Source organism: Nitrosophilus labii (assembly GCF_014466985.1).
In the GTDB taxonomy this organism is placed as follows: domain Bacteria; phylum Campylobacterota; class Campylobacteria; order Campylobacterales; family Nitratiruptoraceae; genus Nitrosophilus_A; species Nitrosophilus_A labii.
Window position 1 is genome coordinate 1185360 of sequence record NZ_AP022826.1, and the last position, 16975, is coordinate 1202334.

The window sequence follows — 16975 nt, forward strand, 5'->3', positions numbered from 1 at the left end:
GCTTAGACCTTTAATCTTTGAATTCTTAAATAATAATTAGAATTTTTAACTTTTACTAATATCTGGTCATTAGGAGTTAATTCATTCTCAAAAATATATTCAAAACCACATTCAATAGTATATTTTCTATATTTATATTTAACATTTCTGACTTTATTTGCATAAATTATATCAATAACTTTTCCATTTTTAATTATCTCAACATATTGAGGCAGATGTTCACCATTAATAAAACATTTCACGAGTCCACTTATTTTTGTATTAGATATAGTTTCTATAAAACCATCTAAATAGTTAGTTTTAAATTCGAAGTTTTCAAATTTTATAGTTAGTAAATAATTAAAAAGTTCATAATCTTTCGACAAAAAATTTTTTAGATCTGCTTTATTATATTTAATAATATTTTTCAAATTTTTACTTTCTAATCCAAAATTTATTAGATAATCAAAAGAAATTTTGTATACATATTGAAACTTATTTATATTTTTAAAAGCATTCTTAATATTACATCTACTATCTAAACTTCTTAAAAAAGGATTTAATAAAGGATAAATATTTTTTTCTTTTATATAATTCAAATTTAAATGTTTATTTTCAATAATTTTATTAAAAAAACTATCAAAAGATATTAAATATTCAATTTGAAAAAAAAATAATTCATCAGGTTCAATATATAATAAAATAGAATTTAAAGGAATTTTGTCTTTACTCCTAATAGGTGGAAAAATAAAATTTTTAGGTATTTTATTTAAAAAATTTTTTATATTAGGAATAGCTAAAAAAGCTTTTTCATATTTACAAACTTTTAACATATTCATATTATTAAGTTTTTTTCCCATTTTATTTTTACCTCTTTTTTTGCTAAAATATAACAAAATAAAATTGAACCCTCTGAACATTCTTGTTCAAACTTCCATTCAAAAGAAATTGTTGCAGATTTTGCACTCATAAGCCTTTTCTTTCTTTAAAGTTCAAACTTTTTTATCAGTTTTTATATCTAAAAACTCTAATCTTGCGTAATTTTTCTATCTTTTTTCTTTTTTTTTATTTATTACTTCTTATTAAACTGGTTTCCGTTTTAGATTATAAGCTGCTGCAAATAAATAGATACATTGACTATTTTTATGAAGACCTATAAATTTTGTTTGAATATAATTCATTTGTCTTTTAATAAATGCAAATGGTAGTTCAACTATTGCTCTAATTTTAGTAAATTTTTTATTGTTTTTAATCTGTTTTATAATCCCTTTAGTATCTGTAGTAATATAAATTTTATATCCATAATATTTATACCTTCTTTTAGAAATACAGCTTGCCCCTTTATCTATAGATTTATTAGTGATAATATTACCTTTATCATCTCTCTTGCGTTTAGGCTCTGACGTATGAATCAGTGTAGCATCAACTATTATTATTTCATTAAGAATTAAAACTTTTTTAATCATTTTATTTTTTACTTCCTCAAAAATTGCCTCAAATATATTAGCCTTTATCAAAGCATTTCGAAATTTACAGATTGTGGTCTCATCTGGAATAATATCATCCTCTGTAATATCTAAAAACTTTACTAAATGAAATTCTGTCATGGATTAACTCTTCTGTCATTGGAACGCTAAATCCATATCAGTTTTGTAAAAAATTGTCTGCTGAAAAATATTTAAAATATTTCTTTATATAGATTTGATAATCTCGTTTTTTAAAGTTAAGCTTTGGCTTATTATTTTTTTCAAAATATTTGTATTCTACAATATTTGTAACAGAGTCATTTCTTTAAACATAAAACACAATAATATTTTTTGATGCAAGTGCTCTTATTTAGCATTGTTATTATCTATAGAAAAAGTTTGTTATACTAAACTTTAATAATTAAAGCAATAATAAGTTAAATATTTATTAATTACATCTATTGGTGGAGCTTTATGCCCTTCACCCCAATCTCCTAAAATCAAATTGACTTTACTTTGTTGCTTAATAGATTTTAAAAATGGTTTCATTTGCAATTCTACATGATGATCGGTTCTATTTTGTAAATATACTATTATATTATCTACTTTTTTTTCATAAAGAACTCTTACATCGCCATCTGTTCTTTTCATTATTTCTTTATGCAATGTAACTTGATCAAAAATATTATCTGTTGATATAGATAAACATTCTTTTGAAAACTTTTTTACAGTTTGAAATGTGAAGTCTGCAATACGTGTTTGTGGATTCATTACAAAAGCTAATGAATTAGGAAAAAACCAAGAAAAATATAAAGCAGCAAATCCACCATTTGATGGCCCAAAAAATACATTTCTTTTAGAATTTAGATATTTTAAAATTACTTTAATAGTATCTTTTAAAACTTGTTGCACTCTAGTTTCTCTATACAAACCAGCATACCATGCAAGACTAAGATCTTTGGACATAAGTAGAGATGGATCAGAAATAAAGACTCTATTAACTTTTTTATCACTTAATACTCTATTTCCCATGAAAAAAGGGAGTTTTTTTCCTTTTCGTTCAATACTAGCATGAAAGAAAAAAATTGTAATATCACTATTTTTATTTTCAATTAAAATATCATATATAAGCCCATTATAAGAAAAAGAATGGATACCAGTTTTTACAGGTGAAGATATTTTTTTTAAAATTCCTTCACCATGCCAAAATACAGTTTTATTCCATCGTCTAACATCTCTTAACCCATTATAATCATTTTTCATATAATTTCCTGTAATGTATTTTTTAAATACATATAACCCTCTTTACTTCTTCTGTATAACATTCCTCTTACTATTGAATGTATATTTGTAGGATAATAACTTAAACGCTTATATAGATTTTCATTAGTATAACTCACCAACATTTCTGGTCGTTCAATCATTCTTAAAAAATTTCTATTTTTTGGAGTAACTGACATTGCAATTGTAGGGATTCCATACATGGTTGCTACTACCATACCGTGAAATTTAATAGATGCTAATAAAGAACAAGATGAAATTTCTTCACACATTTCAGTCAAAGATTCAGAATAAAAAATTTCTTCATCAATTAACGCTAGCTCTTTAGCTAATTCATAGTCACCTTTCCCTAAAATTTTATTAGATAAAACAATATGTTTTATTTTATAACCCATTTTTTTTGCTTCATCGATTAATTTTCTTACATGTGTAAAATCTCTTTGTAAACTCCTATGATTTCTCATTACAACACCTAAATACTTTTCATTAACATTTTTCTTACTAGGACGATTATAAGAGCATACTGGATCAGGAAACCATTTAAGCTTTTTATCTCCAATATTAAAATTTTTCTTTATCCACTCATAACTTTCAATATCTCTTGCTACTATTAATTTACAATTGTCATGCAAAAAAAACTTTCTATAGTGTTCTAATACATGTTTTCTTGACCATTTTACATTTGGAACTCCTATTCCAAATATAAATACAGGTTTTTGTAAAAAATCCAACTGCCAATATAATTTAGAAATTCTAATTGGATTTATTAAATCACCTCCGCCTATTAAAAATGCATCATACTGTTTTACTAGTTCATTAACAGGTTTAGAAAAATAAGGTTCTTCTAAAAGATCATTTACAACTTCTAATTCATAGTCTTTAGATAAATATTGTTTATGAACTTCTAAAAACAACTCATCACCAAAATTCCCATATCCAAAATATCCTATTAACCCTATTTTTTTCACATTATCTCCTATTAATAAATTTTTAAAATAAGACCAAAGAGATAAGCAAGGAAAACACACTTTATCTATGTCCCTACTTTAAAGATTAAGGGATTTTATTAGTTTTAAAGCTAAACCTCAAAAAAATATGTTACTTACTTATCTGTTAAATTTTACAAAGAAGGATTGGAATGCAATACTTTTTAGGTATTGATGTATCTAAAACATAGTTTTAATTTTACATTAGTAAACTATGAAAATAAAAAAAAATTTAAAGCAAAAGTCTGGAATGGGATATCATGATTTTTAAGAGTTATTAGACATTCTTAAATCCCATCCCAAAGAAAAGCTTTACATTCTTTTAGAATCAACAACTATCTATCATTAAACCTATTGTTCTTTTAATTAGAACATAGTTTTAAGTATAGTATTGTAAATATAATACTTATCAATCCTATATCCAATCCTCTACACTCAGAAAGAGCAAGACCAACCAAAAAGATGCATTGCATATTGGATCATTTGTGTATATCACATACAAAGAACTTTGTTTGGCTACTGTAAAGGAACTCGATTCAATAAAACCTCTTATCAGAGAAAGAATCGCTCTTAGTGAATAAGTAGCCTAACTAAAACTGAAATAAAATTTTGGTCGACCAGCTCTTTTACGAACTCTCAAAGAACTACAACATATTTATAAAGAGCATTTTACTTTTGCTCTTGCAAGTTCCTTTAACAAAAAGAGTAAGGAACTTGAAAGAAAAAAAGATTAGAAAAATTCCTAATAAAGCCTCCTAAGGAAAAGCCAAAATATCAGCAAAAACTATTATAGATTTAGCTAAAAAATCATTAAGTATTAGTTTGTCTCATCTTAAAGCTATCTTGTAATCTAAAATCAGGATATTCTTTACATTAAAGATAAAATTGATACACTCTATAAAACTATTATAGAACAATTTAATAAGATAACATACAAATGGTATTGCTATCTTCCTCCTATTCCAAACATTAACGATAGAATATCAACATCTTTTAATGGCAAAATTGGCTCATTTGTTAAATATCCCTCAATCTAAAAGAACTTTATACCTTTATTAGAACTTACCTTCTATTTGCAAAGAAGCTCTTCTTTAAACTCCTTTTATAAATTTACCAAAAAATACAATAGTTTTCTTTAAAGCCTATTACCTTAAAAAAATCACTGAAAGTAATAAAACTTAAGAATGATTAACTATAGTATTCACATTACTACTAATAAGCCTTTCAGAACTGTTTTTATATTGTTGAAAAATAAAACTAAATTTGACTAAAATCTAACTTTTTGTAATATTTTTATCGAAAATATTATTTTAATTTTTCTTTTTTGTTTTTCACATGAATCGCTTATAGTTATTCTCATAATTTTTCTAAATTATTTTAAATAAATATCTAAATTTTTATTATATAATTTGCATATCTCATTTAATACTTTAATAGCTTTTTCTTTTATATTAATATCGACTATACTTTCTAATTTTTTTAAATACCATTTTTCCATAAATTGATCAAAATGTTTATTAACATATATATCTAATAGTCCAAATTTATTTAACACTGTAATTTGAGCTTTTTCTAAAATCAATTTTTTTTCAAAATATTTGTCATCTACAATATTTGTAACGGAATCATTTCTTTGAGCATAATACACAATAAAAGCTTTTGATGTAAATATCCCTATTCTTGAATTTAATAATAGTTCCCATCCAAAAAGCGTATCTTGTCCAGCAGATTTTTCTACAAATTTAATATTATTTTCAACTAAAAATTGTCTCTTTATAAGAGCAGCCTGGGTTGAAATTGTAGGAAATTTACCCTTTTCAAAATAGTTACTTTTGAAATTTTTTATAATTGAATATTCCTTATCTGTATGCTTAGCTATTTTTTTTATTTCATTATCAACTTTTATATTATATCCTGAAATAAAATCTGGAACTATTTTATTTTCTTTTTCTATTTTCTTTAGTATATTAAATAAATTATCATATCCTCCTGTAGAAATTTCATTATCAGGATCTAAAAAAGTTATCCATTCAGTCGAAGCTAACTCGATGCCTTTATTTCTAGGCCTAGACGCGCTACCACTTCCTTTATCATTGTAAAAAAATGTTTTAACATTTGAAAATTCTCTTTCTAAATTTTTACAGATTTCGATAGTTTTTGAATCTGTTGACCCATCATCTATTAATAATATTTCCATATCACTAAATAAGTTATTTCTTGTTAAAGAAGCAAAACATTTAAATTGTAAAAATTCTCCATTATTATAAACTGGTACAATTACGCTTATTTTATAATTATTGTTATATTTTTTATTCTTTTCTCTATAATTTAAATAATTAAGTTCAAAAGGATCTATAGAATATCCATTTTCTATTTCAAATTCTTCAGACAATTCTTTATTACGAAATTCATTTGGGTTATATAAATCTGTTCTAAACACTGTTTTATCAATTCCTTTTATATAGCAAGTAAAATCATGTTCAATATCCTTATAATACATATTACTATCAAAAAATGAATTCTTAGTAATATATCCGACATTTGTATATTTAAATCCATTTATCATATCATTTAAATAATTACTTTCATATTCATATTTTTTATTGAACCATGTAAAAAAATCAAATTTTTCTTTTAAATTTTCAAAATTTTTAACAAATTCCTCTTCTCTAATTAATTTTTTATTTTCATATCGTTGTTTCTCAAATGAATTAATTATATTTTTCGTTAAATTTCCCCTATATAAAACAGCCACACTTTTTCTTATATTGTAATTTATTTTATCAACTTTATTAAGAAATCCGCTTAATATATCATAGCTAGTTTTATCATTCATAACTTGTCTTAATGTTTCAATTCTTAATCTTTTTTCAAATAATTCATCCATTTTTAAAAAATAATTAAAATTAATTTTGTCAACTAATATAGTAATATTTGGAAATTTATTAAATATAGAGAGAGCATAATTAGAAACTATGTGTGTAGCCTGAGCTTGTAACTCATAAATTCTCATTGCACACATTGTGGGGCTTTGTTTAATTGAATTTAAATTTATATTAAACTTAAATAGTTTATGTATTTTTTGTAAAACTTCATGATCAAACGAAGGAATCAAACATTTTTGATATTTTTCGGGATATTTTAATGTTTCATCATTAGTTCCAAAATTCCTATCTGCTATTAACAAATACGTGTAAGATAAAATACTATCAAAAATTATTTCCATATCTTTACAACGTTCTATGTACCTTTTAGTATACGTACCAGCAAAAAAAGCACAATCAATTATAGAATTATTAAATGAAGATATCGGATTATTTATTAAAGGATTAAAACCATATTCACCATAATAAACATTTTCTTTATTTAATTTTTCTTTATATTTTTCTATCATATTGACATCAGAAGTGAAAATATAATCAAAGTGTTTGGCAATAGGTAAAAAATACTCAAAATTACTTGGATCTTCAATACTCTGAAATATTGATTTAATATTTCTTTCTTTACAAATTATTAAAATTTCTTCAAAAGCTCGTTTTGGTTTTTCTCTAAATTTAATTCCTCTCCATTCTTCATTATAAATTCCTTTCCAACAAGTTACATAAAAGAAATAATCTATATTATTCTTTTCTATAACTTCTTTATAATTATCAGGGGAGAGATAATAAACCTCTTCAAATGTATCTTTATAGAAATTATACATATAAACATCAGTAATTATAGCTATTTTATAAGGCAATTTATTATAATAGTAGCAACCGTTTGAAGAATTTATAGATTTTGCAAAGCTTTCTAAGAAAGTATGAATTAAACTATTTGAATAATCAAATCTATTATTAATATTAGCCGTCAGTTTATTTATTTGATTTTTTAATCTATATGCTTGAGAAGAAAAAACATCTCTTTCTTGCTTAACTTTTTCTAATTCTTTCTCACATTCATTATGATGTTCAATATTATTTATTAAATCATTTGAATTATAATCTTGCTTTATAACTTTTTTAAGAAAAATGTTTTCAATTTCAACTTTACCTTCGCCTTGTAATTCTATAGCTATAACAAAAAACTTTGTATTTTCATGTAAAGTTGTTTTATGAATTATATTGTGAGGTAGAAAATTAGATTGTATTTTTTTTAAATGATTATTATATTCTAGTAAAATCATTTTAATTTTTATACTTCCTTTTAAAGGTTTCGCAAAAACTCCTAATTCTAATTTTTTAAAACCATCTACTTCTATTCCATCTTTAGAAGATATTTTTTTAAAACGTTTTGGTATACTATTTAATACAAAATAGATTTTTTTATTAGTATTTATTTTGACAACTAAATTAGAGTTTTCTATCTTTAAAGATAACTCATTATATTTTAAATTTGAAGTATAAAAATTAAAGTCAGTAAAAAATTTATCTCCTCTAAAATTGATGTAATAATTAGTAAATTTAAACGGCCATTTTGATAATTTTTTAATTAATATCTTTTCCATTTAAAAACCTTGTTTTATATTTACAAAATCTAAAAATTTTCCTATTTTCATATGTTTTAATCCAATAAACTCTTTATGTTTCACTAGTACAACAATGAGATCTGAAATTTGTAAAGCCTGTTCTAAGGAACTTAACTGTACATTATTATAAGAATTAAAAATTTCAGGTAGAATATTGATATTTGGTTCAACTGCTAAAATTTCATATCCTTTATCTGCAAGCTTCTTCGTTATCTGTAGCGCAGGGCTTTCTCTTAAATCATCTATATCTGGTTTAAAAGCAAGTCCTAAACAGGCAATTTTAGGATTTTCAATATCTTGTACAGCCTTTTCAATTTTTGAAATAACATATTTTGGTTTATAGTCATTAATCTCTCTTGCAGCTTTTATAATCTTTGCTTCTTCAGGAAAATCATTAACTATAAACCAAGGATCAACAGCAATACAATGTCCACCAACACCACATCCTGGTTGTAAAATATTAACACGTGGATGACGATTTGCAAGGCTAATCAATTCCCATACATCAATACCTGCTTTATCACATATGAGCGAAAGCTCATTGGCAAATGCTATATTAACATCACGGTAGGCATTTTCTGTAAGTTTACTCATCTCTGCTGTACGAGCATTTGTTGAAACACACTCACCTTCTACGAAAATTTTATATAGTTGTGTAGCTTGTTTGGTACACTTAGGTGTCATTCCCCCAATAATGCGATCATTTTCTACCAGTTCACGTATAACTTTACCTGGCAAAACCCGTTCAGGACAGTACGCAATATTTACATCAGCTTCTTCACCTACTTGTTGTGGAAAAGTAAGATCTGGCCGTTCTTCTGCTAACCATTCAGCCATCTTTTCAGTGACTCCAACAGGTGAAGTTGATTCAAGAATGACTAAGTTTCCTTTTTCGAGTACTTTGGCAATGGATTTAGCAGCGGCCTTGATATAGTCTAAATTTGGTTCATAATCTTCTTTAAAAGGAGTTGGTACGGCAACGATAAAGGCATCAGCTTTTTCAGGTTGGGTAGTGGCTCGAAGATAACCTTGATGAACAACCTTTTTTACTAACTCTTCTAAGCCAGGTTCAACGATATGTATTTCTCCTCGATTAATTGTGTCAACAGTATTTTGATTGATGTCAACACCAATAACATTGACACCCTTTGAGGCTATCACGGCAGCTGTTGGCAAGCCAATATAGCCTAGACCTATCATATTGACCGTTTTAAATTTCATATACTTTCCTTTAAGTTTTTTTTCAAAAAATTCACAATTTTAGAGCAAGCATTGCCATCGCCATATGGATTATGTGCATATGCCATTTTTTTATAATAATTTATATCTTCTAAAAGTTTTTTAACATAGTATTTAATATTGTCTTTATCGGTCCCAACCAAGATGACGGTACCTGCCTGAACTGCTTCAGGACGTTCAGTTGTGTCTCTCATAACTAAAACGGGCTTTCCAAGAGATGGTGCTTCTTCCTGAACTCCACCACTATCAGTTAAAACTATATAGCAATGGTTGAGGAGAAATACAAACGGAAGATATTCAAGTGGTTCGATAAGATAAACATTTTCTATTCCTGACAGAATTTCTTTTACAGGCTTTTGTACATTTGGATTTAAATGAACCGGATAAACAAAGTCAATATCAGTATATTGCATAGCTAACTCTTGTAAAGCTGTACATATATTTAAAAAACCTTTTCCAAAATTTTCACGTCGATGTCCTGTAATTAGTACCATTTTACGTTCGGAAACAGGATAGCCTGATTGCCTGATTTTATTCATAAGTGTTTTTTTAAAGCTATCATTGTTTTGTATTTTATTGAGAACCCAAAAGAGTGCATCTATAACTGTATTACCTGTGACAATAATGTTTGCTTCATTTATATGTTCTTTTAAAAGATTTTCTTTATTTGATAAGGTTGGAGCAAAATGGTATTTTGATATTTGTGTTGTTAAAAGTCGATTAGCCTCTTCAGGCCATGGTGAATAGATATTGCCAGTACGTAACCCAGCTTCTATATGTCCTACATCTATTTTTTGATAAAAAGCAGCGAGGGTTGTACTAAATGTGGTTGTTGTATCGCCATGAACTAAAACAAGATCAGGTTGAAATTCTTTAAGGACATTTCGCAAACCGAGAAGAACTTTTGATGTAATATCATAAAGGTCTTGCCCTGGTTCCATAACGTTAAGATCATAATCCGGTACCACTTCAAAAAGCTCTAAAACCTGGTCAAGCATTTCACGATGCTGAGCAGTTACACAAACTTTGACATTAAAATCTTTTTTATATTTTTCAAACTCTTTAATCAGCGGAGCCATTTTGATAGCTTCTGGTCGAGTACCAAAGACAATTAATATTTTTTTCATTTTTTCTCCTAAAATATCTTATGCTTCTTCAATTATTCCACAGTAACACTTTTAGCAAGATTTCTTGGCATATCCACATCACTGTCAAGTCTTATAGCAACTTCCATTGCCAAAAGTTGGATCACCACCATCATTTCGAAAAATTCAACCATTGGGTGATTTGTTTTGTTGATTTTTACAAAATCATCTGTCATTTCTATATATTCACTTGAAATTGTAAGAACTGTTGCATCACGTGCTACTAGTTCTTCAATGTTTGATTTTGTTTTTTCAAAAAGTATATTTTTGCTAAGAAGCGCAACTACAAAAAGTTCCGAATCTGCTAATGCTATAGGACCATGTTTCATCTCACCGGCAGGATAACTCTCAGCGTGGATATAACTTATCTCTTTAAGTTTTAAGGCACCTTCAAGTGCCAACGGATAAAATAAATCACGACCAATAAAGAAAAATCCATGTCCGTGAAGATATCTTTTTGAGAGTCTTTTTATTTTTTCATGAAGATTTTTATCTACTTTAGTAACTTCAACAGCTTTATTTATATAATCGTATTCGTTTTTGTTTGAAAGATAATTATTTAGCATCCATAGTGTCATTACTTGGGTTGAAAATGCTTTAGTAGAAGCTACTCCTTTTTCTATACCGGCTCGAAGCAATATAGTTTTATCGGCCTCTCTTACAATTGAAGAGTTATCAACATTGCAAAGTGCAAGAGTCCTTAATCCTGCTTTTTTTGCCATTTTTAAAGTTTCAAGTGTATCAGCAGTTTCTCCGCTTTGTGAAATCACCAAAAACAATGTATCTTTTTTAAGTAGAGGCTCTCTATATCTTAGTTCACTTGAGACTTCCACATCTACTTTTATTTTTGCATTTCTCTCAATAAGATATTTCCCTACAAGTCCTGCATGATAACTTGTACCACATGCACTTATTATTATATTTTCAATTCCTTCAAAAAACTCTTTTTCAACTTCATCAAACTTTATTCCATTTTGCGTGTTTCTACCAAGAGTATTTTCTTTCAATACATCGTACTGCTCATATATCTCTTTTTCCATATAAAATCTAAAACCACCTTTTTGGGCTGATTCTTTGTTTGTAGGTAAATCTTTATATGATGGAGATATCGATAAATTATTATGAAAAATTTTAATTTCACTCTCGCTAACATAACCCCATTCCTCATCTTCTAGATAACGCGCTTTTGTAGCATATCCTATAAGAGGTGCATCTGACGAAGCAAAATACACACCTTTGTTAGATTTTGCAACTATTAGAGGTGATCCTTTTTTTGCAAAAAGAATTTTATCTGGATCTTTTTTGCTAATTAAAAGTATCGTAAATGCACCTTCTATCCTCTCTATAGTTTTTTTAAAAGCTTCTACTATATCACTATTGCAATTATACTCAAAAAGCTTTACTATAACCTCTGTATCTGTTTGTGAAACAAAATCTATATTTTTACTCTTAAGCTCTCTTTTTATTTCTTCATAATTTTCAATTATACCGTTATGAACCACGGCACTAAACTGTCCTGTATGAGGATGGGCATTTAGCTCTGTCGGTTTTCCGTGTGTAGCCCATCTGGTATGGGCTATGCCTATGCCAAAACCTTTTGTTTCAAAATCTTTGGTTTTTTCTTCTAGATTTTTTATCTTTCCTACAGCTTTAAAAACTTGCATCGAGTCTTTTTCTATAACAGCTAGTCCTGCGCTGTCGTAACCTCGGTACTCAAGCTCTTTTAATCCTTGAAGCAAAAAACTTTTTATATCATTACTTCCGATGTATCCCACAATTCCGCACACTATGCTTCACCGCTTGTTAAAGTTAAATCAATAAACAAATATATCCTTTGAGATTTCTGTTAATTTTAGTTTTAATAGTTATTGAAATTTTAAAATATTAACTATAAATATTAGATAAAATTAATAACGAAATTGTAATAAAAAAATGTTTCAAATCCGTTTCAAAATCAAAACGCTTTCAATACCACTGCAGCTCCAACTGCTATCTGATAGATTATCTGTGTTATATCTTTAGCAATCTGAAGATTTTTTGTATCTGGTTTTCCAAGTACAAGTATAGAGTCTCCAGGTTTTATCTTTGGTGTCTTTGATGCAAAGGAAGTAGCGTCATAGTTTATAACTTGGCCGTTTTGTCGGATGATAAGTATGTTTGATTTATCTGCTCTGAAGTTATAACCACCTACCGATTTTAAATAATCCTCAAACTTCAAATCTTTCACGTAAGTTTGGGCTCCAGGAAGTTTAACTTCGCCTTGAATCGTTACAATATTGCTCTTTTTTGGTATATAGATAGTGTCTTGATCCTCTAAAACTATCTTTTTCAAATCGCTTTTATCGTTTAGATAGACTCTGCCTTTTGGTTCTATCTTTCTTGCCCTTTCGATAAAGTTTAAAATCAGCTGGGCTTCTTGTTTTCTTATGATTGCCTCTTCAGTTGTAGCGGAACCCGTTGTTAAAACCATAGCTTCAAGATCTCTTAGTTGAGAGTCGATAAGCTGTTTTTGAAGTTTTGCCACGCTTTTTCTAAAAAGTTGTATCGCATCTTTGTTTGATAATGGACTAAACTCTATCTTGTCTATAACTTCTTGAAGAGTCATTCCTTTTGGCACCACAAGTCTATGTGCACCGGTATGTTCTCCCTCTATGTTTACTTCTATGGTATAGGCATTATGATCAGGGATAAACTGCACCTCATCGCCGCTTTGGATGGTAAAGTTTTTGTTTTCATTTAAAGAGAGTTTTTTTACAATCTTTTTATGATCTTTTGTCCATCTAGATACTATAACGTTTGTAGCCGTTTCATTTGGCAACGCAAGTTTGCTTAACTCTTTTAACGTTATAGAAGGAGCGGTCAGTTCAAATCTATAAGGACGCTTTACGTCACCGCTAACGGGTACATAGTACTTTATACTATCTACAAATATTACGTCGCCGTTTTTAAACTGGAAAAATCCAAGTTTCCCGTAAAGCAAAAACTCATACAGATCAATCTCTTTTAACTTCTGGTTATCTCTAAGTATCGTTATATATCGAAAACTTCCATCTTCAAACTTTATACCTTTTGCTTTATCCAAAAACTGTATGATTGAGTCTGAAGAGAGACCCTCATATAGTCCCGGTTTGTTTACACTTCCCGTAACAAAAACGGAAACAGGCTGGTAATTATCAAGATTTGCATAAACGTAAACATTTTTTTTATAAACTTTTTCTACGGCTTTTTTTATGATTTTACTGATATTTTCGTTTTTTGCACCCAATATATGAACAGTTCCAACTTTCGGTATAAATATATTTCCTTGAGTATCAACCGCAGCCTTTATCTCGGCATCGTACGCCCCCCAAAACTTTATGCTTATAACATCTCCGATGTTTATCCTGTAGTTAGGATTGTACTTGTACTGTCTGACATCGGAAAAACTTCCGTTAAAAAGATTTGCTCCAAAAACTTTGATCTTTTTAGAAAAAACTTCCGTTTCGTTTAAGTCAACTGCTGGCTCCTGACTCATAGCTATATCTACCGCAAAAAGAGCTTTTAGTAAAAAAACCGCAATTATAAAAATCTTTTTCATCTATTTTCCTCCAAACTAGTCAAAATGTTCTTTGATAATAGCTTCGATCAATGAAACTATCCCATACAAGAGACCCAAAATCAATGCTAAAGTAAGTATCGCTTTTGCTTTTTGCGGATAAGCGTAACCATCTGGCAGATAAGGTTTCGTAAGCACCAAAAGGGTCTTTGAGTTTTTATGAAGATCCGCTTTTATGGACTCTAGCTGCAAAAGAGACTGTTTATATAGCTCTTTGTTTAACTCTACTAGATTTTTAAGTCTTTCATACTCAAATATATATGTATTTAAAGCCTCTTTTTTCGGATTTGCCATGTTTTGTCTTATCTTTTTCAAAGTTCTTTCTATCTCGGCAATCTCATGTTTTAGCCTTATGATCTCAAAACTCTCTTCATTCATGTAGTTTCTAAGTTCATTTAGTTTTGCCCTCTTTTCTATCAGGCCCGATTCAAGTGCAGCTACCAAAGAGTGTTTCGTCTGAGCATCTTGAGTAGGGTCTAACAGCGTATGAGAATTTTGAAACTTTTCCAAAGCTTTTATGGACTCTTCTAGCTCTTTTTTGTTTGCCTCAACCTGTTTTTGGATAAAAGAGAGCTGTTTTTGAGCAACCGTTTTGTTGTAGATGTTTATCTGCTCGTTTGCATCGCGTATGAGCTGTTCTACTATAGCTTTTGCCGTTTTTGGATCGGTATGCAAAAAGCCTATACTAAGTATCCCCGACATCTCATTGTACATAAGCTGTAGTCTTTTTCTGTAAAGTTTCAAAAAATCCTCTTTTTTTGACCAGCTATAGAGTCTATCCACTGGATCCACTTTTTCACTACTGTAATGTTTTTTAAGACCAAAGAGCTTATCTAGTTTTTGAAGTTCATCAAAAGAGCTAAGATATGTCTCAACTATTTTAGAATCCTGCATAGAAGAAGTTGTACCAGATACAAAAAGAGAAAGTCCCAAATCGCTCTGTTTGCTCTCTAGGTTTTTTATAATAACACTTGAAGATGACTCATAAAGTTCCGATTTTATAAAAAGTATATAGATAGCTAAACTTATAAATAAAATAAAAAAAACTGTTTTTTTAATCGTCAAAAATCTCATTGTTTCCTACCTGTTTATTTGGTTGTACTCTTTTATAGCATCGTCAATATTGTCAAAATACTTTATCTGTCCCTCATGTACTACGATACCCGCATCGCAAAGCTCTCTAAGTATAGGCATAGCGTGGCTAACAAGAAGTACGTTGCTTTTTTCTATCTTTTCCATCAAAGCTTTTTTTGATTTTTCTTTAAAGTGCTTATCTCCTACAGACAAAGTCTCGTCTATCAAAAGATAGTCAAAATCAAAAGCAAGGCTCAAACCAAAACCAAGACGAGATCGCATACCGCTTGAATAGGTTTTTATAGGCATATCAAAATATTCTCCTAATTCGCTAAACTCTTTTACAAATTCAATCGCCTCATCTATCTCTTTTTGGCTTTTGCCAAAGATTCTGCACACAAACTTGACATTTTGCCTGCCGGTCATGCTTCCTTGAAATCCCCCTGCAAGCCCCATAGGCCAGGAAAATCTCTTATCTGAATATATCTTTCCCGAATTTGGAAAATCGATACCCCCTAGCATCCTAAGAAGAGTTGACTTTCCTGCACCGTTTCTTCCTAGTATCCCTACGTTGATACCGCCCGGTATAGTTAAAGATACGTTTTTTAGTATATATTTTTTCTCATTTTTTACTTTATAGTATTTGGTTGCTTTTTCCAAAACTATCATGACATAACTATCTTTCTCTCAGATTTTATATAGAGCCACAGCCCTAAAAAAAAGGGTATCAAAGTCCAAAACGCCATATATGTAAAATCAACATATTTTGTATCCAGTTCAGGGAAAAAACTTCCGTGTATAAACTCTATAAAATGAACTACGGGATTAAAAAGTATTATATCTCTAGCAATCGGCGGCAAACTCTCCACCGTATAAACAAGTGCAGAAAGGAAAAAAAGTGGCAAAAACATAAGTCTTATTATCTTTTTAAAATTTTCGTAAAATGTTCCAATAACCGCAAATAAAAGTCCCAAACCAAAGCCAAAAACCCCAATCCATAAAAAACCAAGTATTACCATATTTACATCTTTAACTTCCATATCAAAACCAAAATATAGTCCTATACATATAAAAATGATAGTTACCACTCCTATTATCAGCGACTCTACAATGGCTCTTGAAACCAGTGTATCAAAAGGTTTTACCTGTTTATAAACAAAAAGCCCCTTGTTGGATATAAATGCTTCTATAGTTCTAAGAGATATATTTTTAAACAGATTATAAGCTAAAAAGCTTGTAGCCAAAAAAACAGGATAGTCTATTCCAGGCATAGAAGCATGAGAAATAATGGTTTTTATAAAAGAAAAAACCACTATCATAGCCATCGGATCTATGATAGCCCAAAGATAACCAAGCTTTTGCGAACCAAATCTTGTCTGGACTTCTCTTAAAACCAAAGCTTTTACAACAGCTTTAAAAATAGTAAAAGGTTTTCTTTTCAATTGCCAATCTCTACTTTTTTGCAGAATAATATAACAAAACAGCTTACAATAGTGTAAAATTTCAATGTAGATGAATTTTTCACAAATAAAAATCTTGCGTTTTCAAATTTATTTTTCAAGACTAGAAATTGTTCAAATCTCACTATACAAAAATTTCCGCACAACCTATTACACTTCGTTATATTTTTAGATAAAAACAATAACCATCATACAATTTTGCTCTATATCAAATAAATTATGCTTAAAAGTTACCTTTGTTAT

Annotated in this window: 12 protein-coding genes; all 12 read right to left on the bottom strand. The window is 28.6% G+C overall.

Features of this window, described 5'->3' with window-relative positions:
* Positions 1-2: 2 nt before the first annotated feature.
* The 12 genes from NIL_RS05985 to NIL_RS06040 all read right to left on the bottom strand — a co-directional run bounded on the left by NIL_RS05985 (position 3) and on the right by NIL_RS06040 (position 16714).
* A complete protein-coding gene (locus NIL_RS05985; RefSeq protein ID WP_187646904.1) occupies positions 3-839 on the bottom strand; it encodes a hypothetical protein in 837 nt (278 codons plus the stop codon).
* A 222-nt stretch (positions 840-1061) separates the two neighbouring features.
* Positions 1062-1586, bottom strand: a complete 525-nt coding sequence (locus tag NIL_RS05990) for a transposase (protein WP_187646905.1) — start codon at positions 1584-1586, stop codon at positions 1062-1064.
* A 273-nt stretch (positions 1587-1859) separates the two neighbouring features.
* A complete protein-coding gene (locus NIL_RS05995; protein ID WP_187646906.1) occupies positions 1860-2708 on the bottom strand; it encodes a hypothetical protein in 849 nt (282 codons plus the stop codon).
* Positions 2705-3694, bottom strand: coding sequence for a polysaccharide pyruvyl transferase family protein (locus NIL_RS06000; RefSeq protein WP_187646907.1), 990 nt, complete (start codon positions 3692-3694; stop codon positions 2705-2707). Before NIL_RS06000 ends, NIL_RS05995 begins: the two co-directional genes overlap by 4 nt.
* 1390 nt (positions 3695-5084) lie before the next feature.
* On the bottom strand, positions 5085-8198 hold the full coding sequence (locus NIL_RS06005) for a glycosyltransferase (RefSeq protein WP_187646908.1): 3114 nt from the start codon (positions 8196-8198) through the stop codon (positions 5085-5087).
* Positions 8199-9440, bottom strand: a complete 1242-nt coding sequence (gene wecC / locus NIL_RS06010; RefSeq protein WP_187646909.1) for a UDP-N-acetyl-D-mannosamine dehydrogenase — start codon at positions 9438-9440, stop codon at positions 8199-8201. It lies immediately after the preceding gene.
* Positions 9437-10585, bottom strand: coding sequence for a non-hydrolyzing UDP-N-acetylglucosamine 2-epimerase (gene wecB / locus NIL_RS06015; protein WP_187646910.1), 1149 nt, complete (start codon positions 10583-10585; stop codon positions 9437-9439). Before wecB ends, wecC begins: the two co-directional genes overlap by 4 nt.
* A 32-nt stretch (positions 10586-10617) precedes the next feature.
* Positions 10618-12390, bottom strand: a complete 1773-nt coding sequence (gene glmS / locus NIL_RS06020) for a glutamine--fructose-6-phosphate transaminase (isomerizing) (protein ID WP_187646911.1) — start codon at positions 12388-12390, stop codon at positions 10618-10620.
* A 167-nt stretch (positions 12391-12557) separates the two neighbouring features.
* Positions 12558-14180: a polysaccharide biosynthesis/export family protein gene (locus NIL_RS06025; protein WP_187646912.1), complete on the bottom strand. Its 1623-nt coding sequence runs from the start codon at positions 14178-14180 to the stop codon at positions 12558-12560.
* Between the two features lie 15 nt (positions 14181-14195).
* Positions 14196-15272 (bottom strand): KpsE/RkpR family capsule polysaccharide export protein, encoded by a 1077-nt coding sequence (locus tag NIL_RS06030; RefSeq protein ID WP_187646913.1) that lies wholly within the window; start codon positions 15270-15272, stop codon positions 14196-14198.
* A 6-nt stretch (positions 15273-15278) separates the two neighbouring features.
* Positions 15279-15941, bottom strand: coding sequence for an ABC transporter ATP-binding protein (locus NIL_RS06035; protein ID WP_187646914.1), 663 nt, complete (start codon positions 15939-15941; stop codon positions 15279-15281).
* Positions 15938-16714 (bottom strand): ABC transporter permease, encoded by a 777-nt coding sequence (locus NIL_RS06040; RefSeq protein ID WP_187646915.1) that lies wholly within the window; start codon positions 16712-16714, stop codon positions 15938-15940. The genes NIL_RS06035 and NIL_RS06040 overlap by 4 nt, the downstream gene beginning before the upstream one ends.
* Positions 16715-16975: the final 261 nt, after the last annotated feature.

Bases quoted from the DNA above. Each gene is read 5' to 3' on its own strand.
- NIL_RS05985 (WP_187646904.1), bottom strand. From the start codon at position 839: ATGGGAAAAAAACTTAATAATATGAATATGTTAAAAGTTTGTAAATAT.
- NIL_RS05990 (WP_187646905.1), bottom strand. From the start codon at position 1,586: ATGACAGAATTTCATTTAGTAAAGTTTTTAGATATTACAGAGGATGAT.
- NIL_RS05995 (WP_187646906.1), bottom strand. From the start codon at position 2,708: ATGAAAAATGATTATAATGGGTTAAGAGATGTTAGACGATGGAATAAA.
- NIL_RS06005 (WP_187646908.1), bottom strand. From the start codon at position 8,198: ATGGAAAAGATATTAATTAAAAAATTATCAAAATGGCCGTTTAAATTT.
- wecC (WP_187646909.1), bottom strand. From the start codon at position 9,440: ATGAAATTTAAAACGGTCAATATGATAGGTCTAGGCTATATTGGCTTG.
- wecB (WP_187646910.1), bottom strand. From the start codon at position 10,585: ATGAAAAAAATATTAATTGTCTTTGGTACTCGACCAGAAGCTATCAAA.
- NIL_RS06025 (WP_187646912.1), bottom strand. From the start codon at position 14,180: ATGAAAAAGATTTTTATAATTGCGGTTTTTTTACTAAAAGCTCTTTTT.
- NIL_RS06030 (WP_187646913.1), bottom strand. From the start codon at position 15,272: ATGAGATTTTTGACGATTAAAAAAACAGTTTTTTTTATTTTATTTATA.
- NIL_RS06035 (WP_187646914.1), bottom strand. From the start codon at position 15,941: ATGATAGTTTTGGAAAAAGCAACCAAATACTATAAAGTAAAAAATGAG.